Origin of the sequence: Aquibium pacificum (assembly GCF_040839445.1) — a bacterium.
GTDB lineage: Bacteria > Pseudomonadota > Alphaproteobacteria > Rhizobiales > Rhizobiaceae > Aquibium > Aquibium pacificus.
On the sequence record NZ_JBDPGJ010000003.1, the window covers coordinates 174083 to 193652 of the forward strand.

18 protein-coding genes are annotated in these 19570 nt (G+C 65.0%); 10 read left to right on the plus strand and 8 right to left on the minus strand.

Annotated features, from left to right (window positions below; translation table 11 throughout):
• Positions 1 to 77 precede the first annotated feature (77 nt).
• Positions 78 to 518, minus strand: a complete 441-nt coding sequence (locus ABGN05_RS13315; RefSeq protein WP_367954539.1) for a VOC family protein — start codon at positions 516 to 518, stop codon at positions 78 to 80.
• Between the two features lie 226 nt (positions 519 to 744).
• Here ABGN05_RS13315 and ABGN05_RS13320 point away from each other — a divergent pair, with 226 nt between their 5' ends.
• From ABGN05_RS13320 to ABGN05_RS13335, 4 genes are all read left to right on the plus strand, one after another.
• Entirely contained in the window at positions 745 to 1338 is a 594-nt protein-coding gene (locus ABGN05_RS13320) for a cold-shock protein (protein WP_367954540.1), read from the plus strand.
• A gap of 14 nt (positions 1339 to 1352) precedes the next feature.
• Positions 1353 to 1865 (plus strand): DUF192 domain-containing protein, encoded by a 513-nt coding sequence (locus tag ABGN05_RS13325; RefSeq protein ID WP_367954541.1) that lies wholly within the window; start codon positions 1353 to 1355, stop codon positions 1863 to 1865.
• A 20-nt stretch (positions 1866 to 1885) separates the two neighbouring features.
• Positions 1886 to 2650: an alpha/beta fold hydrolase gene (locus tag ABGN05_RS13330; RefSeq protein ID WP_367954542.1), complete on the plus strand. Its 765-nt coding sequence runs from the start codon at positions 1886 to 1888 to the stop codon at positions 2648 to 2650.
• A 113-nt stretch (positions 2651 to 2763) separates the two neighbouring features.
• Positions 2764 to 3174, plus strand: a complete 411-nt coding sequence (locus ABGN05_RS13335; RefSeq protein WP_367954543.1) for a universal stress protein — start codon at positions 2764 to 2766, stop codon at positions 3172 to 3174.
• Positions 3175 to 3204: 30 nt separating this feature from the next.
• On the opposite strand, the gene ABGN05_RS13340 is transcribed toward ABGN05_RS13335, so the two are convergent.
• Positions 3205 to 3657 (minus strand): MarR family winged helix-turn-helix transcriptional regulator, encoded by a 453-nt coding sequence (locus ABGN05_RS13340; RefSeq protein WP_367954544.1) that lies wholly within the window; start codon positions 3655 to 3657, stop codon positions 3205 to 3207.
• 48 nt (positions 3658 to 3705) lie between these two features.
• Here ABGN05_RS13340 and ABGN05_RS13345 point away from each other — a divergent pair, with 48 nt between their 5' ends.
• Entirely contained in the window at positions 3706 to 4617 is a 912-nt protein-coding gene (locus ABGN05_RS13345) for an alpha/beta hydrolase (RefSeq protein ID WP_367954545.1), read from the plus strand.
• A 4-nt stretch (positions 4618 to 4621) separates the two neighbouring features.
• Here ABGN05_RS13345 and ABGN05_RS13350 read toward each other — a convergent pair whose 3' ends face one another.
• The 3 genes from ABGN05_RS13350 to ABGN05_RS13360 form a co-directional block, all read right to left on the minus strand.
• Positions 4622 to 4996: a rhodanese-like domain-containing protein gene (locus ABGN05_RS13350; RefSeq protein WP_367955128.1), complete on the minus strand. Its 375-nt coding sequence runs from the start codon at positions 4994 to 4996 to the stop codon at positions 4622 to 4624.
• Positions 4997 to 5045: 49 nt separating this feature from the next.
• Positions 5046 to 5675 (minus strand): L,D-transpeptidase, encoded by a 630-nt coding sequence (locus ABGN05_RS13355; RefSeq protein ID WP_367954546.1) that lies wholly within the window; start codon positions 5673 to 5675, stop codon positions 5046 to 5048.
• Between the two features lie 146 nt (positions 5676 to 5821).
• Positions 5822 to 7441: a fumarate hydratase gene (locus ABGN05_RS13360; RefSeq protein ID WP_367954547.1), complete on the minus strand. Its 1620-nt coding sequence runs from the start codon at positions 7439 to 7441 to the stop codon at positions 5822 to 5824.
• A 222-nt stretch (positions 7442 to 7663) separates the two neighbouring features.
• Here ABGN05_RS13360 and ABGN05_RS13365 point away from each other — a divergent pair, with 222 nt between their 5' ends.
• Positions 7664 to 9565, plus strand: coding sequence for a L,D-transpeptidase family protein (locus tag ABGN05_RS13365; RefSeq protein ID WP_367954548.1), 1902 nt, complete (start codon positions 7664 to 7666; stop codon positions 9563 to 9565).
• Positions 9566 to 9610: 45 nt separating this feature from the next.
• Here ABGN05_RS13365 and ABGN05_RS13370 read toward each other — a convergent pair whose 3' ends face one another.
• From ABGN05_RS13370 to ABGN05_RS13380, 3 genes are all read right to left on the minus strand, one after another.
• The gene (locus ABGN05_RS13370; RefSeq protein ID WP_367954549.1) at positions 9611 to 9970 is read right to left on the minus strand and encodes a YggT family protein; all 360 of its coding nucleotides are present in this window, start codon (positions 9968 to 9970) and stop codon (positions 9611 to 9613) included.
• 67 nt (positions 9971 to 10037) lie between these two features.
• Complete coding sequence (locus ABGN05_RS13375; protein WP_367954550.1) at positions 10038 to 11885, minus strand: sodium:solute symporter family protein; 1848 nt, start codon at positions 11883 to 11885, stop codon at positions 10038 to 10040.
• 13 nt (positions 11886 to 11898) lie between these two features.
• Positions 11899 to 12159, minus strand: coding sequence for a DUF4212 domain-containing protein (locus ABGN05_RS13380; RefSeq protein WP_367954551.1), 261 nt, complete (start codon positions 12157 to 12159; stop codon positions 11899 to 11901).
• A 161-nt stretch (positions 12160 to 12320) separates the two neighbouring features.
• Between ABGN05_RS13380 and ABGN05_RS13385 the strand changes: the two genes are divergently transcribed.
• The 4 genes from ABGN05_RS13385 (at position 12321) to ABGN05_RS13400 (ending at position 19560) form a co-directional block, all read left to right on the plus strand.
• On the plus strand, positions 12321 to 12983 hold the full coding sequence (locus ABGN05_RS13385) for a hypothetical protein (protein ID WP_367954552.1): 663 nt from the start codon (positions 12321 to 12323) through the stop codon (positions 12981 to 12983).
• A 114-nt stretch (positions 12984 to 13097) separates the two neighbouring features.
• Positions 13098 to 15110, plus strand: a complete 2013-nt coding sequence (locus ABGN05_RS13390; protein WP_367954553.1) for an acetyl-CoA carboxylase biotin carboxylase subunit — start codon at positions 13098 to 13100, stop codon at positions 15108 to 15110.
• A 298-nt stretch (positions 15111 to 15408) separates the two neighbouring features.
• Complete coding sequence (gene dnaE / locus ABGN05_RS13395; RefSeq protein ID WP_367954554.1) at positions 15409 to 18936, plus strand: DNA polymerase III subunit alpha; 3528 nt, start codon at positions 15409 to 15411, stop codon at positions 18934 to 18936.
• A 132-nt stretch (positions 18937 to 19068) separates the two neighbouring features.
• A complete protein-coding gene (locus ABGN05_RS13400; RefSeq protein WP_367954555.1) occupies positions 19069 to 19560 on the plus strand; it encodes a hypothetical protein in 492 nt (163 codons plus the stop codon).
• Positions 19561 to 19570: the final 10 nt, after the last annotated feature.

Sequence of the window (19570 nt, forward strand, 5' to 3'; positions counted from 1 at the left end):
TGTTAGCACGGCGCAATCGGAGTGCAAGCGCAACGCCGGTCTGCCGCGCCTTTCGGCGCGGCCGATCTCGAAGCGTGCTACCAGCTGCCGGTGTTCTGCATGGAAACCCAGGGCTCCTGCGGCGCCAAGGCTTCGCCCTCCTGGAGAAGTTCGATGGAGATGCCGTCCGGCGATTTCACGAAGGCCATGTTGCCGTCGCGCGGCGGCCGGTTGATGGTTACGCCCATGTCCATGAGCCGCTGGCAGGTCTCGTATATGTTGTCGACCTTGTAGGCGAGGTGGCCGAAATTGCGCCCGCCCTTGTACTCCTCGGGATCCCAGTTGAAAGTGAGTTCGAGTTCGGGTGCCCGTGACGCCGCGGAGGTCGCCTTGTCCTTCGGCGCGGCGAGGAAGATCAGCGTGAAGCGCCCCTTCTCGTTATCGATCCGGCGGACCTCCTCGAGCCCGAGCTTGTTGCAATAGAAATCCAGCGAGGCCTCGACGTCGGCGACGCGGACCATGGTGTGCAGATAGCGCATTTGGTACTTTCCTGATCATTTTTCGGCGGCGGCCGCCCCCTCGCATATGCCGCAGGCAGGCCGTCGAGGCAACATTCAGCCGGTTAAGCTTGCCGAAGCTTGTGCGGGGCTTGAATCGGACTGCGTAAAACTTGAAAAAAATGCTTAGCGCCTGCTGACAGGGGCGACCACGGTGTTATCCTGAAATCGGGAATCAGTAGAGTGGCCGATTGGAAGGTGCGTTCGGATGGGGGATAATTCCTCTGCGGAGGGACGGGAATTGTTCAGGGCCGCGGCCTTGAATGCCGACAGTGGCCCGTCCGAGGATCTGACCGAAATAGCCGGCGCGATCAAGTGGTTCGACGTCGCCAAGGGATACGGCTTCATCCTTCCCGACGAGCCGCACTTCGGCGACATCCTGCTTCACGTCACATGCCTGCGGCGCGATGGTTTCCAGACCGCCATGGAAGGGGCACGAATCGTCTGCCTGATCCGGCGCGGCGATCGCGGTTTCCAGTGCTTCAAGGTCCTGTCGATGGACATGAGCACGGCGGTTCACCCCAAGGAACAGCCCGCCCAGCGTACGCATGTCACCGTCACGCCCGAAAGCGGTCTGGAGCGGGCGCTCGTGAAATGGTTCAACCGCACGAAGGGCTTCGGCTTCCTGACGCGCGGCGAGGGGACGGAAGACATCTTCGTTCACATGGAGACGCTGCGGCAGTTCGGCATCGCCGAGCTTAGGCCTGGACAGGTCGTGCTGGTTCGCTTCGGCCGCGGCGAGAAGGGCCTTATGGCTGCCGAAATTCATCCCGATGTTGGGACCCTGCCGTTCTCCAACTGACGGGATCAGACATCATGCGACGCTTTGCCGGGCTGGCACGGATGCCAGCCCTCGTCATTTTCACCGCGCTCGTCGTTCTTTCCGTTGCCCGCGTGTCTGCGCAGGAAAGCGGAAGTCCGATGATCCTGCCGGTCGATCCGGCGCCGCTCGTCGTAGAGACCGACGCGGGTGCGAAGAGCTTCGCCGTCGAGATCGCCGACGAACCCGAAGAGCGTCGCCGGGGCCTGATGTTTCGCGAGCGGCTGCCAGAGAGCCAGGGCATGCTCTTCGTCTTCGAACAGACGCAGCCGCTCGGCTTCTGGATGATGAACACGATCCTGCCGCTCGATCTGCTGTTCATTTCGGAAGACGGCGAGGTGCGCGCCATCCTCCAGGGCGAGCCGTACTCGACTGACACGATCTCGCCGGGTCCCGACGAGCCCGGGCGGTTCGTGCTGGAACTGAACGCCGGTACGGCGGAAGCGCAGGGCATCGAGGTGGGAGACAGGCTCACCCATCCCGTCATCCAGGCCGCCGGCGGCAACTGAGACGGCGGGACGCGGAGCGGATGCCAACTTTCTCGCACGAAGGGTTCGACCTTGCCTTCATCGACGAAGGGGAGGGCGATCCGGTCCTGCTGATCCACGGCTTCGCCTCGAGCGTGAAGGTGAACTGGATCGGCCCCGGCTGGGTGAAGACGCTGACCGAGGCGGGATACCGCGTCATCGCCATCGACAACCGGGGTCACGGCAACTCCTCGAAGAGCTATGATCCGGAGGACTACCGGCCGTCGCGCATGGCGGCCGACGCGGCTGCCCTCTTGGATCATCTCGGTATCGAGCGCGCCCATCTGATGGGCTATTCCATGGGCGCGCGCGTCTGCGCGTTCACCGCGCTGGAGCACCCTGCAAAGGTCGCCACGATCGTGTTCGGCGGTCTCGGGATCGGCATGGTGGAGGGAGTCGGCGAATGGGACGCCATCGCAGGCGCGCTGCTCGCCGAAGATCCTGCCGCCATCGACCATCCCCGCGGCCGCATGTTCCGCGCCTTCGCGGATCAGACGAAGAGCGACCGTCGCGCGCTCGCTGCCTGCATCGCGACATCGCGCGAACTCGTCAGCGAGGCGGATGCCGCGCGCATCTCCCAGCCGACCCTGATCGCGGTCGGCACCATCGACGACATCGCCGGGTCGCCGGATCGTCTCGCCGCCCTGATGCCGCAGGCGGAAGTCTTCGCGATCGAGGGCAGGGACCACATGCTCTCCGTCGGCGACCGCACCTTCAAGAAGCGGGTCCTGGGGTTTCTGGGCCAACACCCGCTCCGCGCCCGCTGAGAACGCTGCGCTGCTTGTCTCGCGGCGTTCCGATTGATCCATCGCAATGCAGTTGCCCCCGTGCCGGACCATCCTGAGCCGTCAAACCGGTTCCGGTTGCGGAGGGGCTGCCCATGTATTCGAAGATTCTCGTTCCGATCCACCTCGGCGAAGCGGGCAAGGCAAAACTCATGCTCGACGCCGCGCGCCAGCTGGCCGACGCGGGCGCCGCCATCGTGCTCGTCAACGTCGTCGAGGAGGTTCCGGCCTACGTTGCGGCCGAGCTTCCGCGCGGCCTCATGGAGAGTTCGAGGGAGGAAGCCGTGCGCAGGCTCGAGGAACTGGCCGGGCGGGAGGGTATCGCGGCGACCGTCGATGTCCGGATCGGCCATCCGGCATCGACGATACTCGCAGCGGCGGAGGAGCATGGCTCGGATGTCATCATCATCGCGTCGCACCGGCCCGGATTCCAGGACTACCTGATCGGCTCGACGGCCGGGCGTGTGGTGCGCCATGCGCGCTGCTCGGTCCTCGTCATCCGCTGAACTCGTCGTTCCCCCTGGCGGCCGAGCCGCTTATTCGTCGGCCAGCATCTCCTCGATGCGGCGCATCTGCTCGCCGACGATGTCGCACTCCCGCGGGCTGGACTGCGACATCACCTTGTCGATGATCCCCGTATAGACCTCCAGCGCCTGCATCAGCAGGGCTTCGCCCTCCGGCGTCAGGAAGAGGCGCATGACGCGCTTGTCGGAGGCATCGCTCTCGCGCCGCAGCAGTCCCTGCTTCTCCAGCTGCGGAAGAAGCATGGTGATGTTGGACCGGCCGACGAGCAGTTTGCGGGCGAGGTCGTGCTGCGACATTCCAGGATGCCGGAACAGGTTCATCAGCATGTCGAGCTGCGCCAGCTTCAGGTCGAAGGGTGCCAGCGCCTTGGTCAGCGCCCGTACGACCGCCTTTTCGGCGCGCACGACAGCGATCCAGTTCCGGAATCGCGGATTGTCCCAGGGAAGGTCTTGCTTTTTGTTCATCCTTGAACTAATATTGTTCACGCTTGAACTAATTGACGGATTCCCACCATGGCATCATTTCCGCTGACTGTCATCCGTTCCGCGTTCCGAGTAGCAGACCACATCGTCCCCGAAATCGCCGGAAGAGCCGCCTTCGAGCTGTTCTGCCGTACCCCGCATCCCGATCGCGTCCCGGAGAAGGAAAGGCGTGCGCTTGAGCAGGCGGCGCCCTTCATGGCCGCGGCGCGGCAGCATCGCCTGACCGCCGGCTCCGGCTGGGTCATGGCGCATGACTTCCGTCCTCCCCAGGAGGTCGAGCGTCGGCGCACCGTCCTCGTCATCCATGGCTGGCATTCGCGAACCGATCACATGACGGCATTGATCGATGCGCTTCGCCGGTCGGGCGCCCGCGTGATCGCCATCGATCTTCCCGGCCACGGCAAGTCCTCCGGCCGCCGGCTCAACATGGCCAATGCCGTCGAAGCCGCCGCCACGGCCGCCGGATGGTTCGGCCCGTTCGACGCGGTCGTCGGCCACTCCTTCGGCGGCGCGGTTGCCGTCAATGCGATCGTCGGCTCCATCCGGGGTATCGCGGCGATCGCGGCCGAACGCCTCGTGCTCATCTCCGCGCCCAACTCCATGCCGGCCTATTTCGCCGATTTCGGCCGCATGATGGACCTCGGCACGCGCACGCAGACGGCGCTTGTCGGCCATGTCGAGCGGGTCTCCGGCCATCCGCTGGACGATTTCGTCGGCGCCAACCAGCTGGCGCAAGTGGATATCCCCACGCTCGTCATTCACGCGCCGGACGACAAGGAGGTGCCGGCCGAGAATGCGAAAGCCTATGCGGGCGCCGGCCGCCACGTGCGCCTTGTGTGGGCGCCGGGCCTGGGTCACCGCCGCATCGTCGCCGGCCCGGGCGTGCTCGCCGAGCTGACGTCCTTCGTCGCGGGCTGGCAGCACGCGGCGTTGGCCCACTGACGGCTCAGCTCCTGGGCTTGCCCGGCGCGTGGGGCAGGCCCGCTTCCTTCCAGGCGGAAAAGCCGCCCTCGATGTGGCTCACCCGCTCGAGCCCAAGATCCTGCGCGGTCTTGGCCGCGAGCGCGGAACGCAATCCGCCGGCGCAGAAGAAGACGAACTGCTTGCCCGAGGAGAAGATGTCCTTGTGATAGGGGCTGTCGGGATCGATCCAGAATTCGAGCATTCCGCGCGGACAATGAAATGCCCCGGCGATCCGTCCTTCGCGGTCGAGTTCCCGCGGGTCGCGCAGATCGACAAGCAGCGTGTCGTCGCGCCCGAGCCTTTCGGACGCGGCATGCGGCGACCATGCCTCGACCTCGGCGTTCGCCTCGTCGAGCATGGTTTGCAGGTTCTTCCTCGCCACCCGTTCTTCCTCCCTGGGGTCCGCCTCAGCGGATCACCACCACCTTGGTGCCGACGCCGACCTGCTCGTACAGGTGAATGACGTCCTCGTTCGCCATGCGGATGCAGCCGGAAGACATTGCCTGCCCGATCGTCCAGGGCTGGTTGGTGCCATGGATACGGTAGAGCGATCCGCCGATATAGAGCGCGCGGGCACCGAGCGGATTCTGTGGGCCGCCGGGCATGTAGGCGGGTAGCTTGCGGCCTTTGGCGGCCTCGCGGCGGATCATCTGCGGGGGAGGGGTCCAGCCCGGCCATTCGGCCTTGCGGGATATCCGGTCCGTACCGGCCCAGGTGAAGCCCTCGCGGCCGACGCCGACGCCGTACTTGATCGCCCGGCCGTTGCCCAGCGTGTAGTAGAGCCGCCGCTCCGCCGTATCGACGATGATCGTGTCCTTGCCGTATCGCCCGTCATAGCGCACCACCTGGCGGGGAATCGGAGACTTGTCGGACGAACGATAGCGGCTGTGTTCCGCCCTCGGCTGACCGCCGCGGAGGAAGCGTGCGAAGGCGTTCTCGGCCTGCGCCGTGCCGGTCGTACCGAAGCCCGGCCCCGGCGCGCACAGGAAAAGGGCCGCCACTACGGTCAGGAGAATACGCGAAGAAAGTCCCGTCATTCCGTCTTTTCCTCTCGATTGGACGGGGGTCCGTCCACTCCGCCTGTCATCATGCGGCCATGTCGCGGTCAGTCAACCTGGGACTCCGGCCAACGCCGCGAAGGATCATCAACGTTGCGTGAGCGTGCGTCGCGGCGAACGGACCGTCAGCCGAGATCGAATTCCTTGAAGAAGTCGTTGCCCTTGTTGTCGATGACGATGAAGGCGGGAAAATCCTCGACCTCGATCCGCCACACGGCCTCCATCCCCAGTTCGGGATACTCCAGCACCTCGACCTTGCGGATGCAGTCCTGGGCCAGCCGCGCCGCCGGTCCTCCGATCGAGCCCAGATAGAAACCGCCGTGCCGGGCGCAGGCCTCGCGCACCTGTCGCGACCGGTTGCCCTTGGCCAGCATCACCATCGACCCGCCGAACGACTGGAACTGGTCGACATAGGCGTCCATCCGCCCCGCGGTCGTCGGGCCAAACGATCCCGAGGCGTAGCCGGCGGGCGTCTTGGCGGGGCCTGCGTAGTAGACCGGATGGTCCTTCATGTAGGCCGGCATCTCCTCGCCGCGTTCGAGCCGCTCGCGGATCTTTGCATGCGCGATGTCGCGGGCGACCACGATCGTCCCGGTGAGGGAAAGCCGCGTCTTCACCGGGTGCTCCGACAGGATCTTCAGGATCTCGGCCATCGGCCTGTTCAGGTCCACCTCGACGACGCCCGATCCGAGCCGCGCCTCGTCGATGTCGGGCATGTAGCGCGCCGGATTGGTCTCCAGTTCCTCAAGGAACACGCCGTCCTTCGTGATCTTGCCGAGCGCCTGCCGGTCCGCCGAGCAGGAGACGCCGAGCCCGATCGGAACCGAGGCGCCGTGGCGCGGCAGGCGGATGACGCGCACGTCGTGGCAGAAATACTTGCCGCCGAACTGCGCTCCGACCCCCATCTGCTGCGTCAGCCGATGCACTTCCGCTTCCATCGCGAGGTCGCGAAACGCGTGCCCGGCCTCGCTGCCCTGCGTCGGCAGGCCATCGAGATAGCGCGTCGAGGCGAGCTTGACGGTCTTTAGGTTCATCTCGGCCGACATCCCGCCGATCACGATCGCGAGGTGATAGGGCGGACAGGCCGCCGTGCCGAGCGTCAGGATCTTCTCCTTCAGGAAATCGATCATCCGGTCGTGCGTCATCAATGACGGCGTGCCCTGGTAGAGGAAGGTCTTGTTGGCCGAACCGCCGCCCTTGGCCACGAACAGGAACTTGTAGGCGTCATCGCCTTCCTCGAAGATGTCGATCTGCGCCGGCAGATTGTTGCGGGTGTTCTTCTCCTCGAACATCGACAGCGGCGCCAGCTGCGAGTAGCGCAGGTTCTTGCGCTCGTAGGCGTCGAGGACGCCCTGGCCGAGCGCCTCCGCGTCGCCGCCTTCGGTCCAGACCCTGCGGCCCTTCTTGCCCATGATGATCGCCGTACCCGTGTCCTGGCACATCGGAAGGATACCGCCGGCCGCGATGTTGGCATTCTTCAGGAGATCGTAGGCGACGAAGCGATCGTTGTCGGTCGCTTCGGGGTCTTGGAGGATGCTCGCGAGCTGCCTGAGATGTCCGGGCCGAAGCAGGTGGTTGATGTCGGTAAAGGCCGCCTCCGAGAGGAGCCGCAACGCCTCCTTTTCGACGACCAGCACATCCTGACCGCGGAAGCTCTCCGTTCCGACATGGTCCGAGGCAAGTTGCCGGTAGGGGGTCGCGTCGGCGGATAGCGGGAAAATCTCGGCGAGAGCCTGTCCGGTCACGATCGGTCTCCTGTTCGGAAGCGCCGGCGCTGTTGTAGCGGCAGGCGGCGAAAAGTCCACGAGCGCAAGCGCCCGCGTCCAATGGCGCCGTATTTTCATGGAAGCTTAACCTTCACGGGATGATTCACTATAGTGGGCTCGGGTGACGCCGGTCGCCGACGGGTCTTCGCAACCCGCTCGGTCCAGGAAGGGCGGGGCTCGAAACGTGCAATCGGACAGATCATGAAGCTACGCCACCGCAGCATCCTCCTCCCCGCCGCCGTCGCTGCCCTTCTGGGCAACGCCGAGCAGCCGGCCCAGGCGCAAAATCTATTCCAGATGCTGTTCGGGGGCGGTATCCAGCAGCGCCAGTCGCGCGAGGATTATCGCGGGCGTCATCAGCGCTACGAGCAGCGCTCGACGCGCCAACCGGCGGTTCGGCCGGCGGCGCGACCGTCGGTAAAGTCCGCCCCAATCACGAAAATCTCGGCTCCATCCTACCACCAGTACAAGGCCGACCCGCTCGTGAAGGTCTCCTTTCGGGAACTGATCGAACGGCCGCGGAACGTCTCTTTCGAGCCGACGCTGAACGCTTCCGGGTTCGGCGAGGCTGTAGGCGGGCTCGAGGGGTTCGACCTTGCGGCGGAGAAGGAGATCGCCAAGGCGATCGAGGACTATTACGGGGAGCATCCCGATTTCATCTGGGTGACGGGCTACAACGCGAACGCACGCTCGGTGGAAGCCATGCGCGTGCTTGGCGCCGCCGGCACCTACGGGCTGGACCCCGCCCAGTACACGGTCACGCCGCCACCCGCCGGGTTCGACCTGTCGAACATGCCGGCACGCAACCGCGAGCTGATCCGGTTCGAGATGGCTCTGTCCGCCCGGGTGCTCCGCTACGTCCGCGACGCCTTTGCGGGACGCGTCAATCCGAACCGCATCTCGGGCTATTATGACTTCCCGGAGAAGCCGCTTGACCTCGCCGCCGTCCTCGCCACGCTTTCCCGCAGCCAGGACGCGCGCTCGTATCTGGAGTCGCGGCATCCGCAGAACGACAGGTACCAGGCCTTGGTGGCCGAACTCGAGGTTCTGCGCGCGAGCGCCGAGAACGACATCGTCGTCGACGCCGGGCTGCTGCTCAAGCCGGGCGGGAGCAGCCCGGAACTGCCCAAGATGCTGAAGCTCTTCGCCCGCGAGGCCGACGACGCTTTCCGCACCGAATACGCGGACCTTCTCGCGCTGAACGTGGATAGCCACACCTATGCCGACGATCTGGTGCCGCTGGTCAAGGCGGCTCAGAAATCCAAGGGGCTCAGTGCCGACGGCGTCATAGGCCCTCGGACTGTCGCGGCGTTCGCGGGGATGTCGAAGGCCGACCGTATTCAAAAGGTAGAGACCGCGCTCGAGCAGTTGCGTTGGCATCCATCCGACCTCGGCAGCCCACGCGTCTTCGTCAACCAGCCGGCTTTCACCGCGACCTACAACGACCATGGCGTCGACCAGCTGTCGATGCGCGTCGTCGTGGGCAAGGTCTCGAACCAGACAAGCTTCTTTTTCGACGAGATCGAGCAGATCGACTACAATCCCTACTGGGGCGTGCCGCAGTCGATCATCGTCAACGAGATGCTGCCGCGTCTGAGGGAAGACCCCGGCTACCTCGACCGTTCGGGATACGAGGTGACGGACTCCAAGGGCCGACGCATCGCTTCCTCGTCGATCAACTGGTGGCAATACGGTAGCAAGGTTCCCTTCAGCGTGCGCCAGACGCCGAGCGAGGCAAACGCGCTCGGGGAACTGAAGATCCTGTTCCCCAACAAGCACGCCATCTACATGCACGACACGCCTTCCAAGAGCCTCTTCGACAAGGACGTACGTGCCTTCAGCCATGGCTGCGTGAGGTTGCACGATCCGCGTGGCATGGCGGCGGCGGTCCTCGGCACCTCCGTCGATCACGTTGCGGAGAAGATCAGCCAGGGACATTCCACTGAAAAGGTGGGCCGCAAGATCCCGGTCTACGTCGCCTACTTCACCGCATGGCCGGACCAGGCCGGCAAGGTCGAGTATTTCTCTGACATCTATGAGCGCGACGACCGCCTTTCCAAGGCGCTCGAAGCCGTCGCCGAGGTTCGCTCGGCCTCCGGCTGAGCCGTCGGGGCGGGCGGCATCGCCCGTCCACTGGTCGTCGTTCCGCTACCGGTTCTGCGTCAGGCTGTAGAGAAACTGCGCGATGTCGCTCTCGAGCGGGAACGACAGCATTCCCATGACCGAATAACCGAGCAGCCACGGCATCAGGTAGAACCTGATCATGAAGAAGAACCAGGCAACGAATAGCGGCACGAGCGGTTCGATGAGGAAGCCTGGCGTGAGCGGCCGGAAGACGCGCAGGATCGGGTTGGTCGCGCGCACGAAGAACCGCATGAAGAAGAAGTCCGAATCTTCCGGAAGGAAGAGGTTCATCGCCGCGCGGCCGATCAGCGTCCACATCACCAGTCCCAGGATGTAGTCCACCACGATCACCCAGATCGGGTGCATGAAGATCAGGTCTTCCAAGAAATAACGCCTCCCAAGGAAAAGGGCGGGAGCAAGTCCCGCCCTCTCTCGTTCGCTCTAGCCTTGCTCAGTGGCCGGTTGCAAGGATGGTCTTGCCGCTCGGTATGCGCACCTCGTCGACCATGTCCTGCACCTCGCGCGAGGGCGCCGGCGTCAGCAGGCTGACGGCGACCATGCACACGAGGCTGACCGGCATCCCGATGATGCCGAAGCGGATGTGATCGATGCCCCACCACGGATCCATGAGCCCGTTGTAGACCATGTAGAGGTACCACGAGCCGGCGACGAAGCCGCCGACCATGCCGGCGATCGCACCGGCGGTGTTGGCCCGTTTCCACCATATGCCCAGCACCAGCGGGAAGAAGAGGCCGGAGCAGGCGAAGTCGAACGCCCACGCGACCGCGCCGAGGATTCCCGTCAGTTTCAGCGACGCGACCAGTGCGGCGGCCGCGCCGATGAACAGCAGGAGCACGCGGGCGACGATCAAACGCCGCGACGTGTCCGCCTTCGGGTCGATGATCTTGTAGTAGAGATCATGCGACAGAGCGTTCGCGATGGCGAGCAGCAGCCCGTCCGCCGTCGACATCGCGGCGGCCAGACCGCCCGCCGCGACGAGACCCGAAATCACGTATGGCAGTCCGGCGATTTCCGGCGTTGCCAGCACGACGATGTCGGGCCGCATGAAGAACTCGTTGATCTCCACCAGGCCGTTGCCGTTGCTGTCCACGACACCGAGCATTCCGACCGACATCCAGTGCTGGATCCACTCGAGATTCATCACCGTCTCGTAGGAACTGCCGATGATTGCCGTCGGCAGGCTGGGGTCGAGAAGCTGGAGCTTCGTCAGCGTGGCGAGTGCCGGTGCCGAGAAGTACAGCAGGAAGATGAACAGCAGCGACCAGCCGACCGAACGGCGGGCCGAGCGGACGGATGGCGTGGTGAAGTAGCGCATGAGGATGTGCGGTAGCGAGGCCGTGCCGGCCATCATGCAGATGGCGAGCGAGACCATCGCCCATCCCTTGCCCGAGGGCGCGTTCTGCGGCGTCGTCAGAACCGAAACGCCGGTTATGCCGGCCTCTCGCAGTTGGGCGATCGCTTCGGGTGCGGCGGCCGCCCCGACACCGAGCTGGGTCTCCAGCGCGGCGATCTGATTGACGGCGTCGCCGTAGGAGAAGTGCGGGATGATCCCGAAGCCCTGCTTGTTCGACATCCAGATGATCGGCACCAGGTAGGCGATGATCAGCACGATGTATTGCGCAACCTGGGTCCAGGTCACGCCACGCATGCCGCCGAGCATCGAGCAGATGAAGATGCCGAGCAGCCCGAGCCAGACGCCGAACTCGAACGGGACGCCGAGCGTCTGCGCGGCGATCGTTCCGGTCGCGTTGATCTGCGCCGTCACGTAGGTGAAGGACGCCACGACGAGCACGATGACGGCGCAAAGCCGGGCCGTGTTGCCGCCATAGCGCGTGCCGATGAAGTCCGGCACCGTGTAGCAGCCGAACTTGCGCAGATAGGGCGCCATCAGCGAGTTCACGAGCACGTAGCCGCCCGTCCACCCGACGATGAAGCCGAGGTAAGGATATCCGCCGAAATATACGCCGCCGGCGAGCGCCACGAAAGATGCGCCCGACATCCAGTCGGCCGCCGTTGCCATGCCGTTGTAGAGCGCCGGCACCTCGCGTCCTGCGACGTAGTAGGCGTCGACTTCCGCCGTCCTGGAAAGCCAGCCGATGACCGCGTAGATCGCGATCGTGAAGAGCAGGAAGCCGATGCCGATCGTCTCGGCTCCGACGCCCATTTGCTCGAGCACCGCCATGAAGGCGAAGAAGACAAGGAAGCCGAGCGTATAGAGCGCGTAGACCTTGCCCAGATTGTCGATGAAGCGGCCCCGTCCGGCCGTTGTGGTAGCCATCGTCGCGCCCCCCTCAGTCGCCGACGCCGAACTCGTCGTCGATCTGGTCCTGGCGCCAGTTCTGCACCCAGATCAGCACGACGAACGCGATGAGCGAACCCTGGACGGACATGTAGTATCCGAACGGGAAGCCCAGGAACGTGAACGAGTTGAGCGGTGCCGCCGCCCACGGGATGATGATTGCAAAGAGAACCCAGAGGGCCAGGATCACGTAGGTCAAGTTTCTGGTCTTGATCCAGTGCTGTGCCCGGGCCCCAGCGTCTGCGCTGGCCATCGAAGTTACCTCCCCTCGAGCGTGCCCGCGCGGGATGCCCGGACACAAGCCGCCCCGACCAGGATGGATTCGGGGCTGTGTAAATGATTAACCTCGAATACCCCTTGTGCAAATAATCCTATCGTAGCATGTCCAACGAGCCTTCCGGCCATCGGGTGAGCATGAAGCACGTCGCCAGCCAAATCGTCGAAGCCGCCCGCTGGGTGCGCGAGAGCATCTCCAAACTGTCCATCCGGCGCGATTCGGCCCCGATCGACAGTGTCGAGCGCGTCTGCCACTTCGCGCGCACCCGCGCCGCCCTGATCTCGCAGAAGAAGCTCTACGGCTACCTCAAGGAGAGAATGGGAACCCGCTATCCGAAGATGTTCACCGACGAGATCTTCGTGCAGTCGATCAACGTCGCGAAGCTCCATGTCTACGCAGCCAGCCTCGCGGACCTCACGTGCTTCTGCGTCGCGAATGCCACCGGGGACCCGGCCTTCGCGAACGATGACCGTGACCGTATTGCGCGCGAGTGCTTCCGGGCGGGAATCGAGGAGAACACGGGCGAGGCATCGCAGGCGGATCGCCAGGCCTGGATCGATGCCTTCGATGCACGTCTGGCGAAGACGGTCTGGTCCATGCGCCGCGCCGGCGGCCAGCACTTCATCGAATGTGGACCGGCGCTGATCCGCTGGGCTCCTATTGCCGACGAACTGAAGCGGTACGACCGCGAGATCGTGGAGAACTCCATACGCTACGCGTTCGTCGAGGTGCGGACCGATTTCCTCAACCGTCTCGACGGTGTAGCCGTGGCAGGGGACTGGCGGCGGATCGACGGATGACGCAAACCCGCATTGCCGCGGCTGCATCGACCCGGGCGCGGTGTCGTGGCTATTGAGCCGGTGATTGCTTCTCCATAAGAAGGGAAGCGTGCGGAGTGGGGAAGCGCTGCTTTGATGTTCAAGAAAATCCTGATTGCCAACCGTGGCGAGATCGCCTGCCGCGTCATCAAGACCGCCAGGAAAATGGGTATTGCGACCGTTGCCGTCTATTCGGATGCCGACCGCGACGCGGTGCATGTCGAGATGGCCGACGAGGCCGTCCACATCGGTCCGGCAGCGGCCGCTCAGAGCTATCTGGTCGGCGAGAAGATCATCGAGGCGTGCAAGGCGACGGGCGCCGAGGCGGTGCATCCGGGCTACGGCTTCCTCTCCGAGCGCGCCTCCTTTTGCGCCGCGCTGGAAAAGGAGGGCATCGTCTTCATCGGTCCCAAGCCCCGGGCCATCGAGGCGATGGGCGACAAGATCGAATCGAAGAAGTTCGCCAATGCGGCAAAGGTGAACACCGTGCCGGGCTGGCTCGGCGTCATCGAGGACGCCGATCATGCAGTGAGGATCGCCGGGGAGATCGGCTATCCTGTGATGCTCAAGGCGTCCGCCGGCGGCGGCGGCAAGGGCATGCGCATTGCCTGGAACGACGCCGAGTGCCGCGAAGGTTTCCAGTCTTCGAAGAACGAGGCGAAGTCCTCCTTCGGCGACGACCGCGTCTTCATCGAGAAGTTCGTCGTCGACCCGCGCCACATCGAGATCCAGGTGCTCGGCGACGGCCACGGCAACGTCGTCTATCTCGGCGAGCGCGAATGCTCGATCCAGCGCCGCAACCAGAAGGTCGTGGAAGAGGCTCCGTCGCCCTTTCTCGACGAAGCAACCCGGCGCGCCATGGGCGAGCAGTCAGTCGCTCTCGCCAAGGCCGTGGAATACCAGAGCGCCGGTACGGTGGAATTCATCGTCGACAAGGAGCGCAATTTCTACTTCCTCGAGATGAACACACGCCTTCAGGTCGAGCATCCGGTGACGGAACTGATCACCGGCATCGATCTGGTGGAGCAGATGATCCGCGTCGCCGCTGGCGAGGAACTGTCGATCCGCCAGGAGGACATCAAGCTGAACGGCTGGGCGGTCGAGAGCCGGCTCTATGCGGAAGACCCCTACCGCAATTTCCTGCCGTCGATCGGCCGCCTGACGCGCTACCGGCCGCCGCAGGAGGGGCGTTTCGGCGACGTGGTGATCCGCAACGACACCGGCGTCACCGAAGGCGCCGAAATCTCGATGTTCTACGACCCGATGATCGCCAAGCTCTGCACCTGGGCGCCGACCCGCATCGAAGCAATCGACGCGATGTCGGACGCGCTCGACGCGTTCGTGGTCGACGGGATCGAGCACAACATCCCCTTCCTCGCGGCGCTGATGCAGCATCCCCGCTGGCGCGAAGGGCGGCTTTCGACCGCCTTCATCGCGGAAGAGTATCCGGACGGTTTCGAACCCATCCTTCCGACCGACGAGGAAAAGACCATCCTGGCCGCTGTCGCCCTGTCGGTCGAACTCCTGCGCAAGGATCGGCTGGACCGGCTGACCGGCCGTCTGGCACCCCACTCCGGCGTGCTGAAGGCCGACTGGGAGGTCAAGATCGGCGACGAGTACATTCCCGTCAGCATCACGGAAGGGATGATCTCGATCCCCTTCGAGATGGATGTCTGCGTCGCGGGGGGCGAACCATTGACCGTAGCGTCCGCCTGGCGTCCCGGCGAGGCGGTGTGGCAGGGAACCGTCGGGAAACGTTCCGTGACGGCGCAGCTGCGGCCGATCGCCAACGGCCTTCGCATCGCCTGGAAGGGCATGTCGGTGACGGCCCGCGCCATGCTGCCGGCGACCGCCGCACTCGACCGGCTGATGCCTGTCAAGTTGCCGCCGGACACCTCTAAGCTGCTTCTGTGCCCGATGCCGGGAATGGTCGTCTCGATCGCGGTCGAGGAAGGGCAGGAGGTCAAGGCCGGCGAGACGCTGGCCGTCGTCGAGGCCATGAAGATGGAGAATGTGCTCCGCGCCGACCGCGACCTGACGGTCACGAAGGTGAACGCCAAACCGGGCGAGAGTCTTGCGGTCGACGCCGTGATCATGGAGTTCGCCTGAAGTACGTTTGATTCCGGTTCTGCGGCGGATTACATTCCCACCATTCCCACCATTCCCACCATTCCCCCGACCTTCGAATGCTGCCGGGGAGGGGCCTGATTCGACGGCTTACGGCTTGTTGCCGAGGCGCTTCACGGAAATCCTGATTCGCAGCTTTGCAAGGCGTGTGCGTGAGGGCCGGGCCTCGCGAACGATCCGTACTGAGTAGTGGACAGCCCGACATCACGGCTATCGGCACTGGACGCCCGTGGCTCCTGCAACGATGATGCCGCAAGAATTCCCTGAAGCCCCGAGTCTCATGGCCGAAGAACGCAAGATCCGCGATCCGCTGAAGCGCGCCGCGGCGGAAGCCGCCGCTCCGCCGGCGCGCGTGCGCACCTTCATCCACCTTCGCGTCCACTCGGCCTATTCGCTGCTCGAAGGCGCGCTGCCGCTGAAGAAGATCGTGGCGCATGCGGTTGCCGACGGCGCGCCGGCGATCGCGGTGGCCGACACGTCCAATCTCTTCGGCGCGCTGGAATTCGCGCAGTATGCCGCAAAGGACGGCGTCCAGCCGATCATCGCCTGCCAGCTTGAACTCGCCTTTCTGGGCGAGGAGCCACAGTCGAGCCGCGGCCACGGGCGAGCCGCCGGCCGGGAGCGCGCGTCGGTCGTGCTGATCGCGGCCACCGAGGCGGGTTACGCCAATCTCGTCCGCATCGTCAGCCGCGCCTATCTGGAGACCCCGCCCGGCGACCCGGTGCAGGTGCGCGAGGAGTGGCTCGCCGCGCTGTCTGACGGCGTCATCTGCCTGACGGGCGGCGAGGGCGGCCCGATCGGCTGCGCCCTGAAGGGGGACCGTCCCGCATTGGCCGAGGACCGCCTGCTCAGGCTGAAAAGCGTCTACGGCGACCGCCTCTACGTCGAATTGCAGCGTCCGAAGGGCTACGACCGCGCGGTCGAGGCGGCGACGGTGGAACTCGCCTATGCGCACGACCTGCCGCTCGTCGCCACCAACGAGGCGTTTTTCCCGACGCGCGACGACTACGACGCGCATGACGCGCTGATCGCCATCGCCGAGGGCTCGGTGATCGGCGACGACAACCGCAGGCGACTGACGCCGGACAATTTTCTCAAGTCACAGGGCGAGATGTCCGCACTCTTCGCGGACCTGCCGGAAGCGATCGACAACACCGTCGAAATCGCCATGCGCTGTTCCTACTATCCGAGGAACCGCAGCCCGATCCTGCCGCGCTTCACGTCCGCGTCCGCCGACGATGCCGAAGCCGCCGAACTGGCCGAGACGGAGGAACTGAAGCGCCAGGCGCGCGAGGGCCTCGCAATGCGGCTGGAAACGCTTGGCGCCTCGCCCGGATACACCCACGAGCAATATGCCGAACGGCTCGAATACGAGCTCGGCGTCATCGAGCGGATGAAGTATCCGGGCTACTTCCTGATCGTCGCAGACTTCATCAAGTGGGCCAAGGCGCACGACATCCCCGTCGGTCCGGGGCGCGGTTCGGGCGCCGGCTCGCTGGTCGCCTATGCGCTGACGATCACCGACGTCGACCCGCTGCGTTTCTCGCTGCTGTTCGAGCGCTTCCTCAATCCCGACCGCGTGTCGATGCCCGACTTCGACATCGACTTCTGCCAGGATCGTCGCGACGAGGTGATCCGCTACGTGCAGGAGAAATACGGCCGCGACCAGGTCGCCCAGATCATCACCTTCGGCACGCTGCAGGCGAGGGCGGTGCTGCGCGACGTAGGGCGCGTGCTGCAGATGCCCTACGGCCAGGTGGACCGGCTCTGCAAGATGGTGCCGGCCAATCCCGCCAACCCGGTCAAGCTCGCCGACGCCATCGCCGCCGAGCCGCGCTTCCAGGAGGAGATGGACAAGGAACCGATCGTCGTGCAGCTGCTCGACATCGCCAAGAAGCTCGAAGGCCTCTACCGCCACGCATCCACCCATGCGGCGGGCATCGTCATCGGCGACCGGCCGCTGTCGGAACTCGTGCCGATGTACCGCGATCCGCGCTCCGACATGCCGGTCACGCAGTTCAACATGAAGAAGGTCGAGGACGCCGGACTGGTCAAGTTCGACTTCCTCGGCCTGAAGACGCTGACGGTGCTGGACACCGCCGTGAAGCTCGTCAAGCGGCGCGGCATCGACATCGATCTCGCCAGGCTGCCGCTGGACGACGAGAAGACCTACCAGATGCTGGCGCGCGGCGAGGTCGTCGGGGTGTTCCAGGTGGAATCGGCCGGCATGCGCAAGGCGCTGATCGGCATGAAGCCCGACCGCATCGAGGACATCATCGCGCTGGTGGCGCTCTATCGTCCCGGCCCGATGGAGAACATTCCGACCTACAACGCGCGCAAGCACGGCGAGGAGGAGATCGCCTCGATCCATCCGAAAATCGACCACCTGGTGAAGGAGACGCAAGGCGTCATCGTCTACCAGGAGCAGGTGATGCAGATCGCCCAGGAACTGGCCGGCTACACGCTCGGACAGGCCGACCTCTTGCGCCGCGCCATGGGCAAGAAGATCCGCGCCGAGATGGACAAGCAGCGTGGCGTCTTTGTCGAAGGCGCGGTGAAGAACGGCGTTTCCAAGCAGCAGTCCGACTTCATCTTCGACCTTTTGGCGAAGTTCGCCGACTACGGCTTCAACAAGTCGCATGCCGCCGCCTATGCCATCGTCTCCTACCAGACCGCCTACATGAAGGCGCACTATCCGGTCGAATTCCTGGCCGCGTCAATGACGCTCGATATGAACAACACCGACAAGCTTGCCGACTTCCGGCAGGATGCCCTGCGCCTCGGCATCGAGGTCCTTGCGCCCTCGGTGAAGACCTCCTACCGCGCTTTCGAGGTCGGCGAGAACCGCATCTACTACGCGCTCGCCGCCATCAAGGGCGTGGGGGAGGCCGCCGTCGAGCACATCGTGGCAAAGCGCAAGGAAAAGCAGTTCGAGACTCTGGAGGATTTCTGCGAGCGCATCGATCCCAGGATCGTCGGCAAGCGGGTGCTGGAAAGCCTGGTCTGCGCCGGCGCGCTGGACTGTTTCCAGCGCGGCCGGGCGGAACTCTTTGCCGGCGTCGAACGGATGATGGGCCTGGCGCAGCGCGCGGCGGAAGACGCCCAGTCCGGACAGCACGACATCTTCGGTATGGCGCTCGCCGGCCCCCGCGAGCCGCTGCGGTTACCCGCGGTCGAACCCTGGGAACCGGCCGACATGCTGCACCGGGAGTTCCAGGCGGTCGGCTTCTATCTCTCCGCCCATCCGCTCGACGAGTACAAGCCGGTGCTGGAGCGCTTGCGGGTGCAGACCTGGGCCGAATTCTCGGCGGCCGTGAAGCGCGGCGCCACCGCCGGCCGCCTTGCCGGCACCGTCACCTCCAAACAGGAGCGCAAGACGCGGACGGGCAACAGAATGGGCGTGGTGACGTTCTCCGACACCAGCGGCCAGTACGAGGCAGTGCTTTTCTCCGAGACGCTGGCGCAGTTCCGCGATCTCCTGGAGCCCGGCCGCTCGCTGGTCATCACGGTCGCGGCCGAGGACCGGCCCGAGGGCGTGAGCCTGCGCATCCAGACGGTGCAATCGCTGGAAGACGAGGCCGGCCGCATCAAGCAGGCGCTCCGCGTCTACGTCCGCGACGCCGACCCGGTCCCGGCACTCGCCTCGCGCCTGTCGCAACGCGGCGAGGGGCAAGTGAGCCTCATCGTCATCAAGGAAGGCGGCAAGGGCGAGGTCGAGATCGAGCTTCCCGACCGTTACAAGGTCTCGCCGCAGATCGTGTCGGCGATGCGGGCCGTGCCGGGCGTGGTCGAGGTCGAACTGGTCTAGGCCTTCACGAAAGGCTCGCCGCTGTCATTCAAAGTGTTGCGTTCTCACGAGCCGGTCGCTTGCCACGCGCGCGGCGGCGCTCACATACCTCTGGACGAAAAGTCAGACGCCGGACCCGAGAATCGGACGCCAATGAGAAAGACAATCCTTGCCGCCCTGGGGCTCGCGCTTTGCCTGGGGTCGCCGGCCGCCGCTTCGGATACTGAATTCCTTCAGTCGCTGGAAGGAAACTGGACCGGCGGCGGTCCCGTCCGGATGACGGCGGCGTCCAAGCCTGTGAACGTCTCGTGCCGCATCGTCGGCGACGCCGGCTCCGATACGATTTCCCTCAATGGCGACTGCCGCGCGATGCTCGTCTTCTCGACCCGGCTCGGGGCTGAACTGAAGGTCTCGCAGGGGCGGTATGCGGGATCGTATGTCGGGTCGCCGCGCGGCACCGCCGACCTCGCCGGCAGCCGCAACGGCCGGACGCTCGAACTCGCGCTCCAGTGGCCGGGTCATCCGCAGGCCTCCATGACGCTCGCCAGTCCGAGCGAGAACGTCATGATCCTCACCACGGTTGAGAAGCACCCCGAGACCGGAAAACCGGTGGAAACCGCAAGGCTCGAATTGAAACGCGACTGAGAAGCGGAGC

Excerpts from the sequence above, each read along its gene's own strand:
- dnaE (WP_367954554.1), top strand. The coding sequence starts at position 15,409 with ATGGCCGAAGAACGCAAGATCCGCGATCCGCTGAAGCGCGCCGCGGCG.
- ABGN05_RS13355 (WP_367954546.1), bottom strand. The coding sequence starts at position 5,675 with ATGACGGGACTTTCTTCGCGTATTCTCCTGACCGTAGTGGCGGCCCTT.
- ABGN05_RS13400 (WP_367954555.1), top strand. The coding sequence starts at position 19,069 with ATGAGAAAGACAATCCTTGCCGCCCTGGGGCTCGCGCTTTGCCTGGGG.
- ABGN05_RS13350 (WP_367955128.1), bottom strand. The coding sequence starts at position 4,996 with ATGCTCGACGAGGCGAACGCCGAGGTCGAGGCATGGTCGCCGCATGCC.
- ABGN05_RS13325 (WP_367954541.1), top strand. The coding sequence starts at position 1,353 with ATGCGACGCTTTGCCGGGCTGGCACGGATGCCAGCCCTCGTCATTTTC.
- ABGN05_RS13390 (WP_367954553.1), top strand. The coding sequence starts at position 13,098 with ATGTTCAAGAAAATCCTGATTGCCAACCGTGGCGAGATCGCCTGCCGC.
- ABGN05_RS13320 (WP_367954540.1), top strand. The coding sequence starts at position 745 with ATGGGGGATAATTCCTCTGCGGAGGGACGGGAATTGTTCAGGGCCGCG.
- ABGN05_RS13345 (WP_367954545.1), top strand. The coding sequence starts at position 3,706 with ATGGCATCATTTCCGCTGACTGTCATCCGTTCCGCGTTCCGAGTAGCA.
- ABGN05_RS13340 (WP_367954544.1), bottom strand. The coding sequence starts at position 3,657 with ATGAACAAAAAGCAAGACCTTCCCTGGGACAATCCGCGATTCCGGAAC.
- ABGN05_RS13315 (WP_367954539.1), bottom strand. The coding sequence starts at position 518 with ATGCGCTATCTGCACACCATGGTCCGCGTCGCCGACGTCGAGGCCTCG.
- ABGN05_RS13385 (WP_367954552.1), top strand. The coding sequence starts at position 12,321 with ATGAAGCACGTCGCCAGCCAAATCGTCGAAGCCGCCCGCTGGGTGCGC.
- ABGN05_RS13330 (WP_367954542.1), top strand. The coding sequence starts at position 1,886 with ATGCCAACTTTCTCGCACGAAGGGTTCGACCTTGCCTTCATCGACGAA.
- ABGN05_RS13375 (WP_367954550.1), bottom strand. The coding sequence starts at position 11,885 with ATGGCTACCACAACGGCCGGACGGGGCCGCTTCATCGACAATCTGGGC.
- ABGN05_RS13365 (WP_367954548.1), top strand. The coding sequence starts at position 7,664 with ATGAAGCTACGCCACCGCAGCATCCTCCTCCCCGCCGCCGTCGCTGCC.
- ABGN05_RS13335 (WP_367954543.1), top strand. The coding sequence starts at position 2,764 with ATGTATTCGAAGATTCTCGTTCCGATCCACCTCGGCGAAGCGGGCAAG.
- ABGN05_RS13380 (WP_367954551.1), bottom strand. The coding sequence starts at position 12,159 with ATGGCCAGCGCAGACGCTGGGGCCCGGGCACAGCACTGGATCAAGACC.